Source organism: Tropicimonas sp. IMCC6043, from assembly GCF_004146235.1.
GTDB lineage: Bacteria > Pseudomonadota > Alphaproteobacteria > Rhodobacterales > Rhodobacteraceae > Tropicimonas.
The window spans coordinates 18,918-41,093 of sequence record NZ_SELO01000033.1; the positions used below are offsets into that span (position 1 = coordinate 18,918).

General features: G+C 63.5%; 19 protein-coding genes and 2 pseudogenes. 14 read left to right on the forward strand and 7 right to left on the reverse strand.

Annotation, left to right across the window (positions count from 1 at the left end; genetic code table 11):
* Positions 1–19: 19 nt before the first annotated feature.
* The 3 genes from EU800_RS20470 to EU800_RS20480 all read right to left on the reverse strand — a co-directional run bounded on the left by EU800_RS20470 (position 20) and on the right by EU800_RS20480 (position 4,592).
* Positions 20–2,059: an ATP-dependent helicase gene (locus tag EU800_RS20470; protein WP_129635237.1), complete on the reverse strand. Its 2,040-nt coding sequence runs from the start codon at positions 2,057–2,059 to the stop codon at positions 20–22.
* Between the two features lie 214 nt (positions 2,060–2,273).
* A complete protein-coding gene (locus EU800_RS20475; RefSeq protein ID WP_129635239.1) occupies positions 2,274–3,152 on the reverse strand; it encodes an SDR family NAD(P)-dependent oxidoreductase in 879 nt (292 codons plus the stop codon).
* 105 nt (positions 3,153–3,257) lie between these two features.
* Positions 3,258–4,592 (reverse strand): hypothetical protein, encoded by a 1,335-nt coding sequence (locus tag EU800_RS20480; protein ID WP_129635241.1) that lies wholly within the window; start codon positions 4,590–4,592, stop codon positions 3,258–3,260.
* A 399-nt stretch (positions 4,593–4,991) separates the two neighbouring features.
* Between EU800_RS20480 and phbB the strand changes: the two genes are divergently transcribed.
* The 3 genes from phbB (at position 4,992) to EU800_RS20495 (ending at position 8,819) form a co-directional block, all read left to right on the forward strand.
* Entirely contained in the window at positions 4,992–5,717 is a 726-nt protein-coding gene (gene phbB / locus EU800_RS20485; protein WP_129635243.1) for an acetoacetyl-CoA reductase, read from the forward strand.
* Positions 5,718–5,766: 49 nt separating this feature from the next.
* Entirely contained in the window at positions 5,767–6,951 is a 1,185-nt protein-coding gene (locus EU800_RS20490) for an acetyl-CoA C-acyltransferase family protein (RefSeq protein WP_129635245.1), read from the forward strand.
* Positions 6,952–7,031: 80 nt separating this feature from the next.
* Positions 7,032–8,819 carry an alpha/beta hydrolase gene (locus tag EU800_RS20495; protein WP_165354773.1) on the forward strand — a complete coding sequence of 596 codons (1,788 nt, stop codon included), beginning with the start codon at positions 7,032–7,034 and terminating at the stop codon, positions 8,817–8,819.
* Between the two features lie 532 nt (positions 8,820–9,351).
* Here EU800_RS20495 and EU800_RS29140 read toward each other — a convergent pair.
* On the reverse strand, positions 9,352–9,762 hold the full coding sequence (locus tag EU800_RS29140; RefSeq protein WP_129635249.1) for a GFA family protein: 411 nt from the start codon (positions 9,760–9,762) through the stop codon (positions 9,352–9,354).
* A 417-nt stretch (positions 9,763–10,179) separates the two neighbouring features.
* Here EU800_RS29140 and EU800_RS20505 point away from each other — a divergent pair, with 417 nt between their 5' ends.
* The 4 genes from EU800_RS20505 to EU800_RS20520 all read left to right on the forward strand — a co-directional run bounded on the left by EU800_RS20505 (position 10,180) and on the right by EU800_RS20520 (position 13,588).
* Positions 10,180–11,670 carry a sensor histidine kinase gene (locus EU800_RS20505; protein WP_129635251.1) on the forward strand — a complete coding sequence of 497 codons (1,491 nt, stop codon included), beginning with the start codon at positions 10,180–10,182 and terminating at the stop codon, positions 11,668–11,670.
* The gene (locus tag EU800_RS20510; protein WP_129635253.1) at positions 11,667–12,275 is read left to right on the forward strand and encodes a response regulator transcription factor; all 609 of its coding nucleotides are present in this window, start codon (positions 11,667–11,669) and stop codon (positions 12,273–12,275) included. The genes EU800_RS20505 and EU800_RS20510 overlap by 4 nt, the downstream gene beginning before the upstream one ends.
* A gap of 90 nt (positions 12,276–12,365) precedes the next feature.
* On the forward strand, positions 12,366–12,848 hold the full coding sequence (locus tag EU800_RS20515) for a heme-binding protein (protein ID WP_129635255.1): 483 nt from the start codon (positions 12,366–12,368) through the stop codon (positions 12,846–12,848).
* A gap of 65 nt (positions 12,849–12,913) precedes the next feature.
* Positions 12,914–13,588, forward strand: a complete 675-nt coding sequence (locus EU800_RS20520; protein WP_129635257.1) for an ankyrin repeat domain-containing protein — start codon at positions 12,914–12,916, stop codon at positions 13,586–13,588.
* 183 nt (positions 13,589–13,771) lie between these two features.
* On the opposite strand, the gene EU800_RS20525 is transcribed toward EU800_RS20520, so the two are convergent.
* Positions 13,772–14,767: a GlxA family transcriptional regulator gene (locus EU800_RS20525; protein WP_242500653.1), complete on the reverse strand. Its 996-nt coding sequence runs from the start codon at positions 14,765–14,767 to the stop codon at positions 13,772–13,774.
* 145 nt (positions 14,768–14,912) lie between these two features.
* Between EU800_RS20525 and EU800_RS20530 the strand changes: the two genes are divergently transcribed.
* The 5 genes from EU800_RS20530 to EU800_RS20550 all read left to right on the forward strand — a co-directional run bounded on the left by EU800_RS20530 (position 14,913) and on the right by EU800_RS20550 (position 20,257).
* Positions 14,913–15,989, forward strand: coding sequence for a class I SAM-dependent methyltransferase (locus EU800_RS20530; RefSeq protein WP_129635260.1), 1,077 nt, complete (start codon positions 14,913–14,915; stop codon positions 15,987–15,989).
* Between the two features lie 86 nt (positions 15,990–16,075).
* Positions 16,076–17,218: a YncE family protein gene (locus tag EU800_RS20535; RefSeq protein WP_129635262.1), complete on the forward strand. Its 1,143-nt coding sequence runs from the start codon at positions 16,076–16,078 to the stop codon at positions 17,216–17,218.
* A 53-nt stretch (positions 17,219–17,271) separates the two neighbouring features.
* Positions 17,272–18,630 (forward strand): MATE family efflux transporter, encoded by a 1,359-nt coding sequence (locus EU800_RS20540; RefSeq protein ID WP_129635264.1) that lies wholly within the window; start codon positions 17,272–17,274, stop codon positions 18,628–18,630.
* Positions 18,631–18,647: 17 nt separating this feature from the next.
* A complete protein-coding gene (locus EU800_RS20545; RefSeq protein WP_129635266.1) occupies positions 18,648–18,854 on the forward strand; it encodes a hypothetical protein in 207 nt (68 codons plus the stop codon).
* A complete protein-coding gene (locus EU800_RS20550) occupies positions 18,851–20,257 on the forward strand; it encodes a pyridoxal-dependent decarboxylase (RefSeq protein WP_129635268.1) in 1,407 nt (468 codons plus the stop codon). Before EU800_RS20545 ends, EU800_RS20550 begins: the two co-directional genes overlap by 4 nt.
* A 605-nt stretch (positions 20,258–20,862) precedes the next feature.
* Here EU800_RS20550 and EU800_RS20555 read toward each other — a convergent pair.
* Positions 20,863–20,985, reverse strand: a pseudogene (locus EU800_RS20555) (transposase domain-containing protein); the annotation flags it as partial.
* 43 nt (positions 20,986–21,028) lie between these two features.
* A complete protein-coding gene (locus EU800_RS20560; RefSeq protein ID WP_129635270.1) occupies positions 21,029–21,253 on the reverse strand; it encodes a DUF2934 domain-containing protein in 225 nt (74 codons plus the stop codon).
* A gap of 368 nt (positions 21,254–21,621) precedes the next feature.
* Between EU800_RS20560 and EU800_RS20565 the strand changes: the two genes are divergently transcribed.
* Both EU800_RS20565 and EU800_RS20570 read left to right on the forward strand, forming a co-directional pair.
* Positions 21,622–21,852: a hypothetical protein gene (locus EU800_RS20565; protein ID WP_129635272.1), complete on the forward strand. Its 231-nt coding sequence runs from the start codon at positions 21,622–21,624 to the stop codon at positions 21,850–21,852.
* Positions 21,853–21,920: 68 nt separating this feature from the next.
* Positions 21,921–22,176: pseudogene (locus tag EU800_RS20570) on the forward strand (ATP-dependent RecD-like DNA helicase); the annotation flags it as partial.

Genomic DNA, 22,176 nt, shown 5'->3' on the forward strand with positions numbered 1-22,176 from the left:
AAAGAGGTGAGACCGCGCATCAGCTCCACATCTGGCGCAGGCTCGCAGCGACGTCGATCGGGGTTGGCGCCGGTCTTGCCGGCGCGTCCTGCCGGGCCGGCGACCAGGTCAGCACATCGAAATGGTCCAGGATCTCCTTCGGGATGAACCGCGTCCGCGTCGCGTAGACATGCCGGTCACCGTTCCGGGCCTGGTTCGCCACGTAGAAGCGCAGCGGAAGGCCCAGCGTCAGCTGATCCTTCGCCCGCGTCATCGCGACGTAGAGGAGCCGCCGTTCCTCCTCAAGTTCCTCGGTGGTTCCTGTGCCAAGGTCGGACGGAATGCACCCATCCACCACGTTCAGCAGGTAGACCGATTTCCACTCCTGCCCCTTGGCAGAGTGGATGGTTGAGAGGATGAGGTAATCCTCGTCCTTGAGCGACGGCCCCGCGAGGTCGCTGGTGGCACTGGGCGGGTCCAGCGTCAACTCGGTCAGGAAGGCTTCGGCGGAGGGATAGCCCGTGGCGATCTGCTCCAGTTGCAACAGGTCGGCGCGGCGGGAGTCCGCGTCCTCGTGGATACGGTCGAGATGTGGCTCGTACCAGGCGCGAGCAAGACCGAAGGTGGCGGGCCAGGGAGCCGGCGTCGTCATCGCCGAGACGAATGCCGGCCAGTGGACCGCCGCAGGCGCGGGCGGTGAGACCTCCGCGAGCGCGGCCGTCGGATCGGCAACGAGGTCCAGCGCATCTAGGATCCTCCCCGCCACTTTCGGCCCGATGCCGGGAATGAGTTGCAGCACGCGGAAGCCCGCCACCCTGTCGCGCGGGTTTCGGGCAAGCCGCATGAAGGACATGAGGTCCTTCACATGGGCGCTGTCGAGGAACTTCAGCCCGCCGAATTTCACGTAAGGAACGTTTCGCCGGGTCAGTTCCGCTTCGAGCGCAATCGAGTGGCTGGAGGTGCGGAAGAGCACGGCCTGGTCCTTCAGTCGCGTGCCCGTCTCGCGATCTTCGAGGATTCGGTTCGCGATGTAGCGGGCCTGCTCGGCCTCGCTGGCGACGGTCACGACGCGCGGCCTCTGATCGGAGACACGCTCAGTCCAGAGATTCTTCGTGAACCGCTCCCGGGCGAGGCCGATCACGGCATTCGCGGCATCGAGAATTGGCCTGGTGGAGCGATAGTTCCGATCGAGCGTGATGACACTGGCGGGCGGCGTGAAGCCGGCCGGAAAGTCGAGAATGTTGCGCACCGTCGCGGCCCGGAAGGCATAGATCGACTGAGCATCGTCTCCGACCACAGTCAGCCCCCGGCCGTCTGGCTTCAGTGCCTTCAGGATGCGCGCCTGCAACCGGTTGGTGTCCTGGTACTCGTCGACCAGAACGTGGTCCCAAGCGGCACCGATATGCGCTGCAAAGCCGCGATCAGTCATGACCTGCGCCCAGGCAAGCAGCAGGTCGTCATAGTCGAGCACGTTCTGTTCCTGCTTGGTCGCAACATAGGCTGCGAAGAGTTGCTTCAACTCGGTCTCCCATCCGCCGCACCAAGGGAAGCGATTGCGCAACACCTCGACCAGGGGCTCCTCGGCATTCACGGCACGGGAATAGATGGAGAGGCACGTTCCCTTGGCGGGGAACCGGCTTTCCATTCGGGAAAACCCGAGGCTGTGGCGGCAAAGGTTCATGAGGTCGGCGCTGTCCTCGCGGTCGTGGATCGAGAACTCCGGGTGAAGACCGACCGACACCGCGTTCTCACGCAATATCCGCGCGCCGATGCCGTGGAAGGTGCCGGCCCAGGTCAGCGCCTCGCCCGCGACTGCGGTCCCCATTGCCTGCACCGTGATCCGCTCGACGCGGCGCGCCAGTTCGGTGGCGGCGCGACGCGAAAAGGTCATCAGCAGGATACGGCGCGGATCGGCGCCGTTGACCAGCAGGTGGGCGACCCGATGCGCCAGCGTGCTGGTCTTGCCCGATCCGGCGCCGGCGATAACGAGCAGCGGCGGCGAAATCTCGTCGCCGACGCCGAATTCCACGGCGGCGCGTTGGCCGTCGTTCAGTTTGTCAAGATAGGCTGCCTCTGCCATGTCCCGCCTCGCGCGATGTCTTGTTTCGGGCAGGATAGCGCGACCGGAACATAAAGAGAACACCCGTCTGGTGAGATCGGTCGCAGCGCAGATTGGAGCAATAGGGCACTTCTGCTGGGATCCGTGGGTGCCCTATACCGACAGCCGCAGCAAATCCTAATGCAAACCCGGAAAAAACGGGTTTGCGCTGCCAGACCTGTCCAGAAAGGCGACATTAGTCGCCGGTGTAGGGAGGGCTCCCCGGTTCCCGGTAACGATCCAGCGGGCTGCGTTTTGCATCACTGCCATAGTAGTGTCCGCTGCTATCCGGCGTTCCGAACAAGAGGAAGATCGGCGTGTTGGCACCTTCCCGAGGAGACTTCATGCCCAGTTCTTCCGGGGTCTTCCCACGTCCGCTCGCATAGGGGCGGGTAAGGTCCGTTGCGATGAAGCCGGGTGTGCAGGCATTTATGATGAATTGTGGGTACGCGCGCGCCAAATGGAGCGTGTATGCATTTGCACAGGCTTTCGAGAGCCCGTAGGGCGAACCGTCGCCCAGACCGCGAGATGCGAAGGCTCCCGAGTCACCAGCAATTGCCGTGCACTCTTCCATCAAGGCTTCGATTTCTTCCCAGGTCACGGCAGGGTTCTTGAAGAATGCCTGCCGATCTTCGCTGCAGGTGGCCACGAAGTTTGGGCCCGCCGCGGAGGTAATGTTGACGATGCGACCGCCGTCGGAGAGAAGCGGGATGAATGCGTCACAGACCCGTTGGACACCTCGGGTGTTCACGTTGAGGACGCTGCGAAGATCGTCAGTTCCGAGACCGATACCTGCGTTGTTGACGATGCCGTAGAGCTTGTCGCCCCCGCACGCCTCCCGCACTTTGCGAGCCGCATGGTCTACGGATACGTCGCTCGACACGTCGAGTTCCACGACCCGAATGCGGTCGGCTCGATCCGCACCTGCCCGCGAGAGGCTTTCGGCGGCGGTGTTGCCACGCGCGAGATCGCGCGACCCGAGGAACACAAAGGTATCATCCGCCTCCTCCAGGATCCGCTCCGCAATGGCAAATCCGATGCCTTTGTTCGCACCCGTGACTAGAATTCTTCTCATGTCGTCCCCTCCTTTTCCGTCTCAAGCCAAGTTGCTTTGATCGGGTTGGATACATCCTCACAGCCTGGAACTCTGCAATTCCAGTCGCCTAACAATACGCGGGGCCTATATCCGCGCGTCCAGAACCCCAAGTTCCTCCCACATCCAACGGAAGTCGTACTCTGCCGTCGGAGACTCAGTGTTGCGCGCGTTCGAGTTTTCGATGTGCTTCAGCCAGGCAACCACCTTCTTGCGACCCGCTGCACTGCGAACGGCCTGACGAGGGGTTTTCCCTCCAAGTGACGGTATCGGCTGGTCCAACGTGTCCCGATAGTGTCTGTCGAGATGCTCATGAACAATTTGCCGAGCAATATCCGGCGGGATCTCGTCGGCGGGCGCTTCTTCGCGCTCTGCCATTTCCTGCTCGACGGTTCGTATTGAGGTCAACGGCGACTTCACTAGGTCGCCGAGTGCGTTCATCAGCATTGCACGCCCCCGCTTGGCGCGTTCGGCCGAGTTGACAGACAGGGTAAGTGCCTTCCCCTTCAGCTCCAGGTTGCCAAGGACGGTCTGGCCATCCATCGAGGAATCGAGGGCCATGGCACCCTTGGGTCCGCTGTGTATTGCCGGCGCTGTAGTGATCCAGTTCCACACTTTCTGACCCTCAGGCGCTAGGTCTGGCTGTGCAGAGAGGCGACCCCGAACGTCCCTCTGCAGGACCCCAGTAGAAAGGGGGAACCGCAAGTCATGGAATTCCAAGAGATCACCGCTGCTGTTTGTCAGCGTTGGCATCTCCGGATCGAGTATCTTCGGCAGTTGGGCAAAAAGCCAGGCATTGGCGAAGAGCGGTGCGCAGCGGCGCCGTACGTTTTGATCAAGACGGAGTTCCGTCTCCGGACCGAGGTCCAACGTCTGCCGCAAGCCGTCGAGTAGGAACTCGGCGGCCGCTGCCGGGAACTGCAAAAGCGCGCCGGATATCACATGATCGTCCCCCTGCGGAACCACGCGCACGGCGATGCGGTCCCAAGGCTTAAGGCTGCGAGTTGCGCTCTTCTCCCGCACGGTGACGGGATCGGCGTCGCTGAGCAGGTCACGAAGCTCCATCGACTTCCCAGGGACGATCTGGCTCACCTCGTAGAGGCTGGGGGCGGCCGACCGCAAACCGGCAAGGTATGCACGGTCTTCCGCGGTCTCGTTCCAACCGCGCTTGCCAAGGTAAACGTCGACGACGTTGGTTTGGCCTTTGCCGTAGGTTCGGCCTAGCAGGTCCTCGAATGCGCAGCCCCACAGAGTCATCGGCCAAGGGTCACCAAGCAACTCATCCAGATCTTCGAAGTCGAGGTCGAATTCCTCAAGAGCTGGACCAATGTGCTCGCCAAGGACCTGTAGCAGGCTCTCACTCCAGGCATTTTCCTTTCTGATGAACCCGATGAGGCCATCAATACCGTTCGCCTTCGCCATTCGGCGGTCCTCCCCCACAGTCTGTCGCCGGGGATAGTCGCAGCTTGGGGTCCGGTCCACCCGGAACTCTGGTTTTGGTCTTCAAGATCTCGCATCTGGCTGACCGAAATACCTTGCCAATTCTTTCTGCTGGCCGCCGCAACGGGGAGATTCACCAACCCAGCGGTTCCAGGCCGATCAAGGAAGTGTCGCGGGCTAGTTTCAGGGTCATTGGCGAGGTGGTGTCGCGCCTCGTTGCCCACCCGACCTTCTGCCACCGACGATGGAGAGCAAATTGAACTCTCGCAGCAAGATGACTCGCGGGTAGAGTAGGAGAATCGTTTGAAAAGAAACGGTCCGGGAGGAAACAGTCCGGGAGGGAATGTTGTTGGACCGTTTCACCACGGAGGAGAAATCAACATGTCCAGAACTGCACTGGTTACTGGCGGAACCCGCGGTATTGGTGCCGCGATCAGCCGGGCGCTGAGCGACGCCGGATATCAGGTTGCCGCCAACTATGCCGGCAATGACGAGGCCGCCGCCAAGTTCACCGAAGAAACTGGCATCAAGACCTACAAGTGGTCCGTCGCCGAATATGATGCCTGCGCGGAGGGGATTGGCAAGGTCGAGTCGGAGCTCGGCCCGGTCGAGGTGCTGGTCAACAATGCCGGCATCACCCGCGATGCCATGTTCCACAAGATGACCAGGGAGAAATGGGAGGCCGTGATCGGCACCAACCTCAACGGCCTGTTCAACATGACCCATCCGGTCTGGCCCGGCATGCGCGAGCGCAAGTTCGGGCGCGTGATCAACATTTCTTCGGTCAACGGGCAGAAAGGCCAGGCCGGCCAGACGAACTATTCCTCGGCCAAGGCGGGAGATATCGGGTTCACCCGCGCCCTGGCGCAGGAGGGCGCCCGCGCCGGTATCACCGTGAACGCGGTCTGTCCGGGATATATCGGGACCGAGATGGTACGCGCCATCGACGAGGAGGTGCTCAACAAGCATATCCTTCCGCAGATCCCGGTCGGACGGCTGGGCGAGCCGGAAGAGGTCGCGCGCTGCGTCCTGTTCCTCGCCTCCGACGAGGCGGGGTTCATCACCGGATCGACGATTTCGGCCAACGGCGGGCAGTATTTCAGCTGAGCACGGCCGGCCGCAACGAACTCACGACCAAGTAATGAGAGGATCAATCATGGCAAAGGATGTTGTCATCCTGGACGGTGTGCGCACCGCAATCGGTACATTCGGCGGCTCGCTCGCCGGAACGCCCCCCACGGCCCTGGCAGCCGCAGTGGCCAGGGAGGCCCTGGCACGCTCGGAAGTCGATCCCGCGCAGATCGGCCATGCCGCCTTCGGACACGTGATCAATACCGAGCCACGTGACATGTATCTGAGCCGCGTCGCCGCGGTCGATGCCGGCATCCCGGAAGAGTGCCCGGCGCTGACCGTCAACCGGCTGTGCGGCTCGGGGGCCCAGGCCATCGTCTCGACCGCTCAGCATATCATGCTCGGCGATATCGACTTCGCCCTTGCCGGGGGCGCCGAGAGCATGTCCCGCTCGCCGCACAGCTCGCAGAGCGTCCGGACAGGCGTCAAGATGGGCGACTTTTCGATGACCGACATGATGATCGGCGCGCTGAGCGATCCGTTTGGCGTCGGCCACATGGGCGTGACGGCAGAAAACGTCGCCGCGGAACACCAGATCAGCCGCGAGGTGCAGGACGCCTTCGCCGTCGAGAGCCAGAAGCGCGCGGTCGCGGCGATCGAGGCAGGGCATTTCAAGAGCCAGATCCTGCCCATCGAGGTCATGGTCAAGCGCCAGGCCGTCGCCTTCGACACCGATGAGCACCCCAAGGCCGGCACCACGATGGAGTCCCTGGCAAAGCTGCGCCCGGCCTTCAAGAAGGACGGCACGGTGACAGCCGGCAATGCCTCTGGCATCAATGACGGGGCTGCGGCGCTGGTGCTGGCCTCGGCGGAGGCCGCCGAGAAGGCTGGGTTGAAACCGCGCGCACGCTTGCTCGGCTATGCCCATGCCGGCGTCCGCCACGAGGTCATGGGGCTGGGTCCGATCCCGGCCGTGGAAAACCTGCTGAAGAAAATCGGCATGAGTGCCGATCAGTTCGACGTGATCGAAGCCAACGAGGCCTTTGCCGCGCAGGCCTGTGCGGTGAATGCCGGGCTAGGGCTGAACACCGACAAGGTGAATCCCAACGGCGGCGCCATCGCGCTCGGCCATCCGATCGGCGCGAGCGGAGCGATCATTTCGGTCAAGGCGCTCTACGAACTGGAGCGGACCGGCGGGCAATACGGTCTTGTCACGATGTGCATCGGTGGCGGACAGGGCATCGCGCTGGCCTTCGAGCGCCTGAACTGAAACTGGTTCCTGGGGCGCTCCGGCGCCCCCTACGCCCCAAGGCTCCGAGGCGCGCGGGGATGCAACAGGAGGAGATACGCATGAGCACCGAAGATCGGACGCCGGACGCAGCCGAGATTGCCCAGACCGGATTGCGCCTTATGCTCCTGACCCATCGCGCCCTCGTGGCCAGCGGCAAGATGCAAGCGCATTCCCTCGCAATGGCCACAGGGGCAGAATATGCACTGATGGATTCGGTGTCATTGGCACAGTCCTATGGCAACGTCTGGGCAGAGTTGCTCCGCCATCCTCAAGAGCTCTGGTCGGCGCAGTTGAAGGCCGGAGCCGGCATCGCCCGGGCCTGGACCGCCCTGCTCACCGGGGCGGCAACGGTGGATGGTGACGGGCCCCACGACCGCCGGTTCAAGGACCGGAGCTGGTCGGAGGACCCGGCGTCGCGGATGTATCGCGACGTCTATCTCGCCTTCGAAGAGGCCGTCGGAGAGCTTTTGGACGATCTCGACCAGGAGTCGAAAGACAGCCTTCGGGTGAAGTTCTACACACGCCAGGCGCTCAGCGCCCTGTCGCCGGCGAACTTCCTGGCGACCAATGCCGGCGCCCGCAACGAGTTGATCAAAACCCACGGGGAAAGCCTTCTGCATGGTATCGAGAATCTGCTCGACGATCTGGAACACGGCGAGGGGCGGCTCGCAATCGCCACTAATGACAGATCGGCCTTCGAGGTCGGCAAGGATCTGGCCACCACCGAGGGCGAGGTTGTCTTTCAGAACGAACTGATGCAGCTGATACAGTACCATCCGCGCACCGACCGGCAGCATGCCATCCCGTTTCTCTTCGTGCCGGCCTGGATCAACAAATTCTACATCCTCGACATGCAGCCGAAAAACAGCCTGATCCGCTACATGCTGGATCGGGGCCATTCGGTGTTCGTGATCTCCTGGGTGAACCCGACCCGGGACCATGCCGACATGGATTTTGCCGATTACATGACGCTGGGCCCGCTTGCCGCACTCGACGCCATGCGCGATATCACCAGGCAGGACAAGGCCAACGTGCTGGGCTTCTGCATCGGTGGCATCCTGGTCATCGCGATGCTCGCCTATCTGGCCGCAATGAGCGACGACCGCATCAATTCCGCGACCACCCTGGCCACTTTGGTGGATTTCGAGGATGTGGGCGAGATCGGCGTCTTCGTCGATGACCATCTGCTGGACATGATGCGCGGGCACATGGCCGAAAAGGGCTATCTCGAAGCGCATAACCTGCAGGACATGTTCTCGATGCTGCGCGAGAACGACCTGATCTGGTCGTTCTACGAGGCCAATTACCTGCGAGGACACAAGCCGCGCCCCTTCGATCTTCTGTACTGGAACGCGGATTCGACGCGCCTGCCCGCGGCCATGCTGCTGTGGTATCTCGAGAAGGTCTATCTCGAGAACCGGTTGCGCCAGCCCGGCGGCCTGGAGTTGAACGGTGTCAGGATCGACATCTCCAAGATCACGACGCCCTGCTTCATCTTCGCCACCCATGACGATCACATCGCACCCTGGAGGTCGATCTACCCGACAACCGGCCTTCTCGGCGGCGAGGTGGAATTCGTCCTCGGCGGCTCCGGCCATATCGCCGGGGTCATCAACCCGCCCTCGCCCACGCACCAGAAATACGGCTACCGAACCTCGGCCAGCTATCCCGAAGACCCAGAAGAATTCCTCGCCAGGGCCACGCAGCACGAAGGCAGCTGGTGGCCGTATTGGGCCGAATGGATCGAGGCCAGCGACGGCCAGACGGTCGCCGCGCGCAAGCCGGCGAAACGCGGCAAGTACAAATCGATCGAACCGGCACCCGGAAGCTACGTGAGGAGCACATAGGTCCGAGCGGTTGCGGTGCGAGCCACAGTGGCTATTGTATCGCGACGAGATGGGGGAACCCGCCGGTGGAGGGGCTGATGGACAAGGCTCTAAATCCAAAGTGCTCTTTTTCCAGCGGTTCATAGGGGCGGGCGTCCGCAGCAAATGGCTCGCCCTCCTTTCGGAATTCGGCATTGCCTAAGGTCGAAATATCGCGCGCGCAGCGAAGGTCCGGAAGGTCGGCATACTCGCCCTTCAAACCTGCGCGACTGTCGCCGGTGCATCAATGGCGCGCCAACGGAAGTGAACAGCGCTCAGCGGACGTTGCCCGAATACAGCACTTCGCAGGTGCAGCATCAGTTTTGAGTGCGTTAACGGCCCAAAGCCGCCTTCCGCCTGGGAGTTCGAATGCTGCGGTGCGGCCCGTCGAACCTGCCGTTCGCTGCATGTGCAAGACATCGAGCAGTATGAACTCACGGTCTGCGGGACGAAGCCGACTGTCGCGTCAATGTCATCTGGCTGTTGTTCGAAATTCGATCACCGGATCGAACGTTCAACGCGGGAGCCCGTCGATCCTTTCGATGGAGGTCGGGTCGTTGTCCCAGTTCGCGCGACTGGACCAGCAGATATGCGCGTTGGGGCGTATGTTGATCCGGCTATCAAGCGATCCCGCTGGCACGACAAGTAAGCCAAGGTCCACTTGAAAAACAGGGAGCGCGGAACCGCAATCTGCGCAAAAACTCCTCGTATGTCGTGACCCGGAGAGCCGGAATGTCTTGATATATTTCTCTCCCGATACCCAGTTGATCATTGCCCTGGTCGAGAACAGGTTTGCCGAGTGGGCAGAGCCGCTGCCCTTGCGGCAGCGGGCGCAGTGGCAAAGGAAGAAGCTCTCGAACTCTCCCGATATGCAAAACGTCACAGCGCCACACAGGCACTGTCCGGTGGCCAGATTATCGTCCATTCACACCCCTCTCGACATGCACGCACCTTGCCGCCAGTCGAATGCAATTTCATTGATCCCTCGTATCCGCGTGTAGGATCACGGTCAAACTGGGCTCTCTGCCGACCTCGGATGCGGCGCAGCATCGGGCATTCCTGGTGCAGCCCGGAACCTAGGGACGGCCCTTTGCCGACATCCATCAGCCGACCGTGATGCGGCGCCTGCATCCCGCATTGCTGACGTTCGCTGCGGGAGCAGGTCACCGATGATGTTGCCTCGACTGGTCTCTGTAGTCCTACGGATTTCAAACCCGCGCCAAAAGGTTAAGCTGTTCCCACGTCATGATGCGCCAACCGCAGCGCTCGCATCGGGATCGGATATTTGGCAGAGGCAATGCAACACGTCAGAGACCTTTTGCCCCGCCCCCTAGCAAAGGGGATGGCTTGGCTTTTGCTATCCGGACTTGCCCTTGCGGCACTTGCTAGTGTCGAGCGCAGCGCGCGGCTGGGCGATCTGACGGCGGAGAGCGAGCGCCTTCACGCGGTCGCCTCGCAACGAGTCGACCAGCACGATGCGCATCTGACGGCCCTGTCGGCCATTGCGGTGGCCGGGGCGGAGCAGCGTCCGGACCTCTTCCGCGAAGTTGCCGGCGCGATCATGCGGTTCTACCCCCGGATCATCGGCGTCTCCCTCGTGCCGCTCGACGGGGAGGACGGCGTGCTGGAGATCGGGGTCCGCGAGGCCGATCTCCGGGAGCTCATCCGCGCGGCCGCCGACCGCTCGACCGGTGCCCCGGTGCTGGTACGCTATCCCTCCGACCGCCCGGCCTACCTGATCGTCAAACGAAGCCCGAATTCGGAGGCGGCGCGTTACGGGCTCGCCCTCGTGATCGACGCTGCGGCGTTGCTTGACGGGGATTCCGACTATTGGACGCGGGCCGAGGCGACGCGCTGGCTGGCGCTTCCCGACGGCACAACGCTGATCGGTGTTGCCGGAGACTTCCACGCGCCGCAGTTTACCCGCGCCCTGTCGAGTGGCACGCAGCCGCTTGAACTGAAGACTGCGATCCGCATGACGGTTTCGGACATCCTGCCTCCGGGCCGGGTGGCCCTTGTCCTGGCCGTGATCGCATTTGGCGCCATGGCGCTGCGCGTGATCGGTCGGCAACGCGCCAAGGTCCGCGCCGCGGAAGCGCGGGCTGAGTTGAGCGGTCTCGAGACCCGTCTCAGCCATGCGTCCCGGGTAAACGCGCTCGGCGAGATGGCCAGCGGCATGGCGCATGAACTGACCCAGCCTTTGACGGCGATCTTGGCGCAGGCGCAGGCGGCCCGGCACCTGGCCGCACGGGGCGACACGGACCGCGTCGCGGGGATTCTCGACGAGGTAGTCGGACAGACCCGGCGCGCAGGAGCTATCCTGGAGCGCCTGCGGACGTGGACGCGGCCGCGGGAACGCAATGCGGAACCCATCGATCTCAGAGACTGCATCCGCGTGGCGGAAACACTGCTCGCGGGACAGGCCCGGGAGATTGGTGCCCGCCTCACCCTGACGCTGTCACCGAAGCCTCTGACGGTGGAGGGCGATCGTGTGGAACTGGAGCAGGTCCTGTTCAACCTTATACGAAACGCGCTCGACGCGGTCGCCGAGAGCGCGGGGGCGCGGGAGGTTGCGGTTGAGGCGTCGCTCGTCGGCGCGATGGCGGTGATCGACGTGAGCGACACCGGACCCGGCATTCGGCCGGATGTGCGGGACCGGCTGTTTACCCCCTTCGTCACGACACGGGAGAGCGGAACGGGCCTCGGCCTGGCGCTCAGCCATCGCCTGGTCGAGAGAACTGGCGGCGATCTTACATTGGCCGAGGCCCGCGAGGGCGCACGGTTCAGGATCACCCTGCCGCTGGCCCGCACTGTCCGGGAGGCCGCGGAATGACGGCGCCGGTCTATCTTGTCGACGACGATGCGGCGGTCCGGGATGCGCTCTCGCTGCTTCTCTCGACCGTGGGGATCGATGTCAGGACCTTCGCCGGTCCCGAGGACTTCCTGTCGGCTCTTCCGAAGCTTGATCCTGGCTGCCTGATCCTCGATATCCGGATGCCGGCAATCTCGGGGTTGAAGCTGCAGGAACGCCTGGCCGCAATCGGTGTCGCCTGGCCGACCGTCGTGATTTCCGGGCACGGCGATATCGAGGCCTGCCGAAAGGCGTTCCGCAACGGCGCCATCGACTTCCTGTCGAAACCGGTGGACGAACAGGACCTCATCGACGCCATCCAGAAGGGACAGTCCGCGCTCGGCCGTGCCGCCGAAGCCGACGCCGAGCGTCGCGAGACGATGGCGCTCCTGGCCGGGCTGACGCCGCGAGAGCGGGAAGTGCTGTCGCTCGTGGCGCGCGGCTTCGCGACCCGCGACATCGCCGGGGCGCTCGACGTCTCGCCCCGGACGGTGGAAAGCCATCGCGCGGCCATCGGGGCCAAGCTCGGCACGACCTCGCCCGCCGAGATGACGCGTCTCTGGATCGAGGCCGAGAGCGCTCCGTAGTTCTACGGAGGTGTCGGGCCGACCTACGAATGGGGCAGGCCCCCGCAATAGCGTAGGTGTCTCCCTGTCACCCAAAAAAGGAGAACCGACATGCTCAGAACAACCGCTCTTCTCGCGGCACTCGCCGCCCCCGTGGCCGCCGCGGCGCAGGACCTGCCCACCAGCCCCTATCTGCCGCTTGCCTTGGCGAGCGACGCCGCGAATGCGGCCCTCGAGGCCTGTGCCGTTGAGGGTCACGACGTCAGCGTCGCGATCGTCGCCCGCGACGGCAACACAAAGGTGCTTCTGAAGGCCGACAATTCCGGCCCGCATACGGCGTCGAGCGCGACCGGAAAGGCCTTCACCTCGGCCGGTCTCGGTCGGGACACCGCCGGGCTTGCCGAATTTATCTCGGGCAACACGGCGAACAACGGCCTTCGCGACATGGACGCGCGTCTCGTGATCCAGGCCGGTGGCCTGCCGATCCGGATCGGTGGCGCGCTCGTGGGCGGCATCGGCGTTGGCGGCGCACCGTCTGGTGCGATCGACGCGGATTGCGCCCGCGTGGGTCTCGACGCAATCGGCGCCGAGTAAAGCAAACGGGGTCCGCGCGCGAGGCGCGGACCCGTCCTCACGAACACCCCAAGAAAGGTAGACCCATGCGCCGCTTTTCCCTGATTGCCCTTCTCATCGGCCTTGCCGGCCCGGTCGCGGCGCAAACCGCCCCGTCGACAAGCGAAATTGCGGCCTATGATGGTCTCTTCCGGGCCGCCCATGAGGGCGATGTCGCCGGGATCGAACGGCTGGTCGCGCAAGGTGCTGACGTCGATGCCCGTGACTCCAGGGGCCGGACGCCTGTGCATGTGGCGGCCTTCGCCTCCGAGGACGAGGCTCTGCGCGCCCTGGCCGAGGCCGGTGCCGACATGAACGCTCTCGAACACCGGGCCTACGACGTCGTTACCATCGCTGCTGTGGAGGACGATCCCGACCTGATGTCGCTCGCCATCGAGCTGGGCAACGATCCGGGCCTTGTAACCAGTCCCTACCTTGGAACCGCGCTGATCGCTGCGGCGCATCTCGGCCATGCCGAGGTGGTGCGGCGTCTGATCAATGCGGGCGCGCCGCTCGATCACATTAACAACCTGCACTGGACGGCCGTCATGGAAGCCGTCGTGCTGGGGGACGGTGGCCCGGATCACCAGGCCGTTCTCGATGCACTTCTCTCCGCCGGGGCCGACCGCACCCTTGCCGATCGCGATGGCGTCACGCCACTTGAACATGCCGAGGCGCGTGGCTTCGCTGAAATGGCTGAGCGGCTCCGGAGAGAGGATTGACCTGCTCGCGTTATGGAAGCTGTCTTGGGCAGTTGATGCAACGGCCCAGAGCCGACATTCGTCGGTAACGTCGATGCCGAGGTGCTGCTGCCGCGAAACAGGCTTTGGAGAACTGTTACAGCATTTGCCCGTTTCGAGGCGCTGCAGAGAGGGACGGAACGGACGTCGAAGTTTTTTCGCTCCCTATCCTGCGAGGCTTAATGCTTGCCCAGCGGCCTTGGCGATGAGGGAAAACCGCTGGCGATACCGTGCTGGCGTGATCCCGACGACACGTTTGAATAGACGGCGGAAGAAGTTGGAGTCCTCATACCCCACCTGTATGGCGATCGCCTCAACCGCGTCGTCTGTTGTCTCCAGAAGGTGTTTCGCTTCCTCCAGTCGCATGGTCTGCACATACTCCATGGGCGTGTATCCGGTGGCAGCGCGGAAGCGCCGGATGAAGGTCCGCTCGGGAAGGCCGGATTCGGCGATCATCAGCGCAACCGGGTTGCTGCGGTGATAGTTGTCGGCGACCCAGACCTGCACGCGCGCGATGATCGCGTCGTCATGCCGTTTCGCCGGGCGCGCGCCAGCGAACGGCAACTGGCCCTCGGAGTGATCGCCGAGAAGGAAAACCTTGGACATCCGCACCGCCTCTGCGCCGCCGCTGAAGCGGGCGACGAGATAAAGGGCAAGCTCTTCCCACGCCGAAGCACCGCCGGCGGTCACGATCTGGTGCCCCGGCGCGGCCGGTGTCAGCAACCGCTGCGGCGCCAAGCGAACTTTCGAGTATCTTTCCCGGAACAGATTTACCATCGACCAGTGCGTGGTCGCCTCGTAGCCGTCGAGGAAGCCCGCCTCGGCCAGCATGACGGCGCCGGTGCATACCGAACAGATAATCGCCCCGGCATCTCGGCGTTCCCGCAGCCAGGCGATTTCCTCGGCCCATTTCTTGCCGAAATCATCGGTTGGTGAGAACCAAATGTCTGGCACAATCACGACATCCGCATCGCCCATGGCGTCGTGCGGCTGGATCGGAATGCCGTAGGCGCCGGTTACAGGCTTGCCATCACGCGTCACCAGCTTGGGTGACAGCTTGGGCGCATCCGCGCGTTCCCCCGTCAAGTTCTCCCAGACCCGACCGACCGACACCAGCACTTCGTAGAGACCAAATAGCGGTGTTGGCGTGGTGTCGGGCACGACGAGAAGGGCGAAACGCGGCTCATTCGACATCTTGGCCTCCCTTGCGTGGCAGAAACCGCATGTTTTCGTCGAATCCCGACCTTACCGCATTTATTCTCTGCTTCTAAGACCTTTCCTCACATCGACTTGGAAAGGAAAAAACATGAACCAACCTGTAAACGTAGCCGACCTGGCAACAGCCGAGCGCTTTGCCGAGCGTGTCGGCGACATGCTTACCGCAGGGGCGGTGGCGACGATGATCTCGGTCGGCCACCGCACCGGACTGTTCGAGACGCTGGCAGGCCAGCCGGCCGCCGACAGCGCGACCATCGCGGACTGGGCCGGGCTGAGCGAACGCTACGTCCGCGAATGGCTTGCCGTGATGGTGACGGGCGGCGTGGTCAGCTACGATCCGCTGACGCGCCGCTACCACCTGCCGGACGCCCATGCCGCCTGCCTGATCCGCGGCGCGCCGTTCGGCAACCTCGCCGTCTACGCCCAGCATGTCAGCATCCTCGGCAAGGTCGAGGACCGCGTCATCAACTGTTTCGAAACCGGGGAAGGAACCGCCTATGACGACTATCCCTGCTTCCACCAGATCATGGCGGAAGACAGCGACCAGACCGTTACCGAAGGCATCTTCGACTTCATCCTGCCGCTTGTGGAGGGGATCGACCAGAAACTGGAAACCGGTATCGACGTGTTGGACGCGGGATGCGGGCGCGGTCATGCGCTCGTCGCGCTGGCGCGGCGCTACCCGAACAGCCGCTTCACCGGCTATGACCTGTGCGCCGACGCGATCGGATATGCCAAGATTTCGGCACGCAATGCCGGGCTCGACAACATCACCTTCGCGGTGCGCGATCTTACGGGCTTCGAGGAACCGGACGGGTTCGACTTCGTCACCTCTTTCGACGCGGTGCACGACCAGAAGGACCCCGAAGGGCTGGTCCGTGGCCTCAGGGCCTCGCTCAAGCCCGGCGGCGTGTACGTGATGCAGGATGTTGGCGGTTCGGCGAAGCTCGAAAACAACCTCGACTTCCCGATGGCGGCCTTTCTCTACGCCGTGTCCTGCGCGCATTGCACGCCTGTCTCTATCGGGCAGGGCGGTGCCGGGCTTGGCACGATGTGGGGCTGGGAAACCGCACTCGACATGCTGAAACGGGCGGGCTTTTCCTCGGTCGAAAAGCATGTGCTGCCGCATGATCCGATGAACGTCTGGTTCGTCGCCCAGGCCTGACGGCCCACCCAAACGAAACCCCAAAGAAACCAACCCGCAGTCTGCGGGCCGGATGGCCCGTGCCTGCTCACCTGAAAGGACCCGAAATGAAACCCCTCTCCAATCTCATCGCGACGACCGCGCTTGCGACGCTTGCCGCCGGAATCGCCTCGGCCGACCAGACCGCGCTCGTCCTCTACGAGACCAAGGGCACGGCCACGCCGCGTCACGAGGCGCTGGCCTTCGTCGAGATCGACCCCGCGGCCAACGACTTCGGCGAGATTCTCGCCGAGATCCCGCTGCCGCCGGACATGATCGCGCACCACATCTTCTACAACCCGGAGCGCACCAAGGCCTATGTCACCTCGCTCGGTCGAAGCGAGCTGACCGTCTTCGACGTCACCGCCTTTCCGTGGCGGAAAACGGTCGTCGACGTGCCCGACTGCGTCGTCGGTGAAGACGTGGCGTTCTCGGAACGGCTCGACCACTGGTTCCTCACCTGCATGGGCTCGTCCGTGATCGTCGTCGGCGACGGCGCGACCGACGAGGTGATCGAGGTGGTTCCCACGCCCGAGCCCTGGCCGCACGGCATCACCGTGCGCGACGACATCGGACGGGTGCTGGCGACCTCGACAGAGGACCCTGCCGACCCGACCGTGCTGGGCGACAGCATCGTCGAGTTTGACCTCGCCACGATGGAGCACCTTGCGACCTACGCCACTACCCGGTCCCCCGACGCGCCGTCCTCTCCGGTCGAGATCTTCTTCGTCCCCGGCGCCGAGCCTCCGGTGGCCTATGTCACGAACGCGACCTCGGCTGACCTCTGGATTGCCGAGTGGCGGCACGACGCAGAGCGGTTCGACCTTCGGCCGGGCTTCGATTTCGCGCCCTTGGGGCAGGCCGTCCCGCTGGAGGTCTATTTCAACGACGACGCCAGCCGCGCCTACGTGACGACCACCGCGCCGGGGCATCTCAATGCCTTCGACATCACCGATCCGTTGGCGCCGAAGCATCTCGGCGCGGCGGAAACGGCACCGGGCGCGCACCATCTGGTGTTCTCGGAGGATGGCAGCCTCGCCCTCGTGCAGAACGGGCTCGCCAACATCGAAGGCATCAATGACGGGTCGATCTCCGTCGTCGATCTCGACCGGATGGAGACGATCCGCCAGATCGACACGTTCAAGGACGCCGGCTTCACCGTGAACATGATCGAGCTTCTGCCTGAGTCGCCCGGCGTTCACACGCACTGAACCAAGGGCCGGCCGCTTCGGCCGGTCCCATTCCCTACGACCGGAGTTTTCTCATGACGCAGACATTGCATCTGCCACGGCCGCAGCACCCGGCCTGGCCCTTCGACACCCAAGAGGCGAGAACAATCCTCGCCCAGGCCGCACCCGTCGCCATGGTCGCCCTCGTGAACATGGCGATGAGCGTTACCGACACCATCATGGCCGCCGCACACGGGCCCGAAGCCCTTGCCGCCGTGGCCGTGGGCAGCGATTTCTACTCCATCGTCTTCTACCTTGTGGCAGGCACGATCGGCGGTCTTTCGCCGCTTTACGCCGAGGCCAGCGAGGCGCGCGACGAAACGCGTTTGCGGACGCTTCGCACAGCTGGTTGGGCGATCGTCGCGCTTGCCGCGATCATGGCGGTGCCGCTGATCTGGACCGCGCCGGCCTATCTGCACGGCGTCGGAATCGACCGCGCGCTGCTCTCCCGAGGCGAAGGCTACACGCAGGCAATGGCGGTCACCATCGTCCCGATGGCGGCAACCGCGCTGCTTCGCTGTCGTCTGACCGCGATCGAACGGCCCGGGCTTCTCCTGAAGGTGACGCTTGCCGCCGTGCCGCTGAACGCCGTCGGAAACCAGATCCTGATGAATGGATTCGGGGCGTGGGACGGGCTTGGCATCACCGGCGCGGGCATCTCGTCGCTGGTCGTCTCGACGTTCACGGCGTTGGCCCTTCTTTTCATGGCCTTCCGCGCCGGGGATTTCGGGGGCTCGACGGTTGTCGACAGACTCGCGATCGAGGAAATCCTTGCGGTGGGCCTGCCCATCGGCATCGCGACGCTGGCGGAAGTCGGGATCTTCCTGTCCGCGACGCTTTACGCTGCAACTCTGGGTACTGAAGCCGCCGCCGCGCATTCGATCGCGATCCGCATCGCGGGTGTGACCTATGTGCTGTCTGTTGGATTGTTGCAAGCAACGGCCGTGCGCGTCGCCCGTTCTCGCGACCACCGGAGAACTATCGCAAGCGCGATGGGAGTGTCCGGCGGGGCGGGGGCAATCCTGGCGGCGCTGCTGCTTACAGCCGCCGTGCTGATGGCCAAGGGTATAGAAGACGAAGCGGTCTCGATGGCTGGTGCGATGGCCGCCGCGGCGCCGCTCATCGCGCTCCTTGCGACGGCGGAACTCGTCGGACCGGCCAATGCGGCTGCGGCGGGAGTGTTGCGTGGCCGCAAGGACACCCGCGCGCTCATGGCGTTCTCGATCCTTGGCAACTGGATCGTGGCGGCGCCGCTCGGCATCGCGCTTGCCTCGGGGGGCGGCTGGGGGGCGACAGGCATCTGGCTCGGTCTCACAGTCGGCTCGGTGACTGCGTCGCTTCTCACCATCGGACGACTTCGGAGGCACTGGCACCCAAAACCTGTGCGATACTGACAACAAGAGGAACGGATATGTCTTCCCGAAACACCTTCCTACGAGAGAGCGCGCGCGGCTTTGTGCGGCGTCTCGCGCAGGCCAAACCACTCAAACGCAAGACGCACTACAAGCGCATTCTGACCGCGTCCATTCCCCGCATTCTTCCCGAGGAGCCGGATGACGAGCTTTTTGCGCAGCGCGAAAAACACCAAAGATACAAAGTGATGGAGATTAGAAAATGACCGATCAATCCTACATCCAGGACGCCGAGCGCCGGGCGCGGCAGTACCTCGAAACGGTCCGGCAACGCCGTGTGTATCCCGATGACGACGCCCTGGCCGCGTTGTCGCGTTTCGATGAGGCGCTACCAGACGTGGGCCGTGATGGTGCTGAGACCGTCGCCCTTCTCGACGAAGCCGGCTCACCTGCGACGGTTGCCAGCAACGGGCCGAACTACTACGGCTTCGTGATCGGCGGGACCTTGCCCGAGGTTCTCGCCGTCGAGCGTCTGACCAGCGCGTGGGACCAGTGCGCGAGTTCGTTCACGAACTCTCCTGTCGCTCACAAGCTGGAGAAGGTCGCCGCCCGTTGGCTTCTCGACGTGCTCGAACTGCCCACGGAAAGTGCCGTTACCTTCGGCACGACCGCGACCTCCTGCGGGATCGCCTGCATTTCGGCGGCGCGGCGCACCATCCTCGCGCGCCAGGGTTGGGACTTTGACGATAAGGGGCTCGCCGGTGCACCTCCCGTTCGGGTGGTCGTATCCGATACGATCCACGTCACGCTTCTCAAGATACTCCGGGTGCTCGGGTTCGGGCTTGATACGATTGTCAAAGCACCCGTCGATCAGTTCGGCAGGGTCGACCCCGACCGGCTGCCATCGCTCGACGACCGGACGATCCTCTGCCTTCAGGCAGGAGAGGTGAACACGGGCGAGTTCGATCCGTTCGAGCGGATCATACCGCAGGCCAAGGCAGCGGGGGCTTGGGTCCATGTCGACGGCGCCTTCGGTCTCTGGGCGCGTACCAGTGGCGAGTTGCGTCACTTGGTCGATGGGATTGAACAGGCAGACAGCTGGACGGTCGACGGCCACAAATGGCTCAATACGCCCTATGATGGTGCGATGGGTATCTGCCGGGACGCCGAAGCGTTGGGTACTGCAATGAACAGTGCAGCGGCCTATTCGATTGCCTCCGCCGACAGCCAGATGAACCTCGGGGTCGAATTCTCGCGCCGCGCACGCGGGATCGCGATCTGGGCCGCGTTGCGCAGCCTTGGACGTGACGGGCTGGAAGAGATGTTCGAACGCCATTGCCGTCAGGCACGCACCATCGCCAAGGCGCTGACCGAGGCGGGGGTGACCGTTCTCAACCGCGTTGTGCTCAATCAGGTCGTGTTCCGCCTCGACACCGATGACGCGACATGGGAGTTGCCGGAACACGCCGCAGCGACGGGTGGTATCTGGTTCGGCCCAACGGCCTGGCAAGGTAGGCCGGCTTGCCGGATCAGCGTTGCAAACTGGCAAAGTAATGACGAGACGACCCAAGCTGCGGTGGCGGTGTTGACGGAAGCCATCGCCTCACTTCGATCCGGATCCGCCAGCGGCAACTTAACCTCGGCTGAAGCCAAAGTGGCCTCAGAATAGGCGCACGGCAAGCCCGCCGCCAAGTGGTGTCACCTTTTGCCAAGGCTGATGCACATTGCCTATCGCGGTCTTTACGGTCGGCGGAAGTTTAACTTCCGCCGACCGGCACGCATCAGGCGGTACGAGGCCTGCCCTTGCCGAGTTGCCAGAAGATACGGCACACTGAAGAAGAGCCAGGTTCCGGCGATCTTGCATTTCCATGTCAGATCGCGGCGAGTGCGCCTTGCGCTCGCAGTGAATGTCAGCTTTCCAGTTTTTTCCTCGCCGCCTCGCACCCGCAGCGAAGGTCCGCTTCCCCGAAGTTCGACCACTATCACGCGTTTGCAGCAAAGATGATCCTTGTCCGCATCTGAATGGCCGCATTCAAAGTCGCTCCAAGGTGAGTGTGCGCCAGTGGCGAATGCCCGGATTCCGCCCTTGTTGTAGGTTGCTGCATCCGCGAAAAGGGGTGGTCCAGCGTCAGGCGCGAAGGCATGTTCCTCAGCATCGCTGCAAAGCTTCCCGAGACGGCTATCGTGCTCAACCACGGATTTGTCGATGGCCGCGAGGCCTCAATCCTGCGAGCTGCCGCGATCTATCGGGGAAGCATCCGCGGAGGGCCGCGGTCAGGCGGCCTTGACTTCAGGGGTGGAGGGCTTCCACGCCCAAGGGAGCAATTCTGGCAGGCGCGACACCGGCGTGTCCGAGATCCTGGCGATGACGTCAGCGAGCCATGCCTGCGGCTTGATGCTCGGCCTCTGATGGTGCCACGAGGCCGATGCCGCGCCGGTGTCACGAGACGGCCGGCTTCGCTGCCTTCGTCTTCGATTCGGAAGTGGCTTTGACGTCTTCTTTCGGCTTTCGGGTTGCGCGCTTGGTGGTGGCCTTGGCCTGCTTCAAGGCGACTACTGCTTTCTGCCAGTGCTCCTCATCGCGCCCGTGCGGCTTGCCTTCGTCAAGCCAGAAGAAATACGCGGCCTCTCGGATATGGGTTTTGTCGATTGCAGATTGAGTCATGGTGTTGTCCTCAGAATTCCCTCACGATGAACTTGTCCTTCGGTACCATCCCACAGGTGAATACCCCGCTGGCACAATTGACCGGTGCAGGTCCCGAGATGATGCATCCACGCACGCCGATGCGAGACGTCGCCCAATTTGAAGGCGGGAGGGAAACTATCATGTTCGAGGCCACTTTCATGCCTCGCGACTGCACCATGGCGCTCTCGAGCCTAGCCTTGGTTGCAGTGTCTTTTGCGTTGAGTTCGGCGAGAAGTGTATCCGGTGCTGATTATAGATGACAGAATCCGCAACCTTGCGTGTGGCATCGAGGCAGGCAACAGTCAGGCGATCGGCAGTGTCCGCAAGGTTTCGCGGGAGATCTGAACATGAGCCACGTCATCGTTCGCGGCGCCAACATACGCCGCCACGAGGTCGATTTCGGAGACGACGAAATATCCGTCTCCGCCCATGCCGGTTCCGAGACTGTCGGACTGGCAAACGACGCCAGTCATGAGAACCGCCCGGAAGGTCGACACCGGATCGCGCTGATGAATATCCTGCGCCACATCTTCAGCGAGACGATTGCCGAACTGGCGAAGAACACCAGGGTCCTCTGACATTGGGCGCGAAGGGTCCAGCGCATCACCATGATCCGGGTGAGGTTCTCTCGGGCCTGGTCGAGCGCGTGACTTTTCATAGCTCTGAGTCTGGTTTCTGTGTCCTGCGCGTGAAGGCGCGCGGTCACCGCGACCTGGAGACCGTTGTCGGTCATGCTGCGATGATTTCTGCCGGCGAATGGGTCACGGCGGCCGGTGAATGGGTGAACGACCGCACCCACGGACAGCAGTTCCGAGCGCGGTTCCTGAAGACCGCGGCGCCGGCCTCGGTGGACGGGATTGAGAAATATCTCGGCTCCGGCATGATCCGCGGCATCGGGCCCG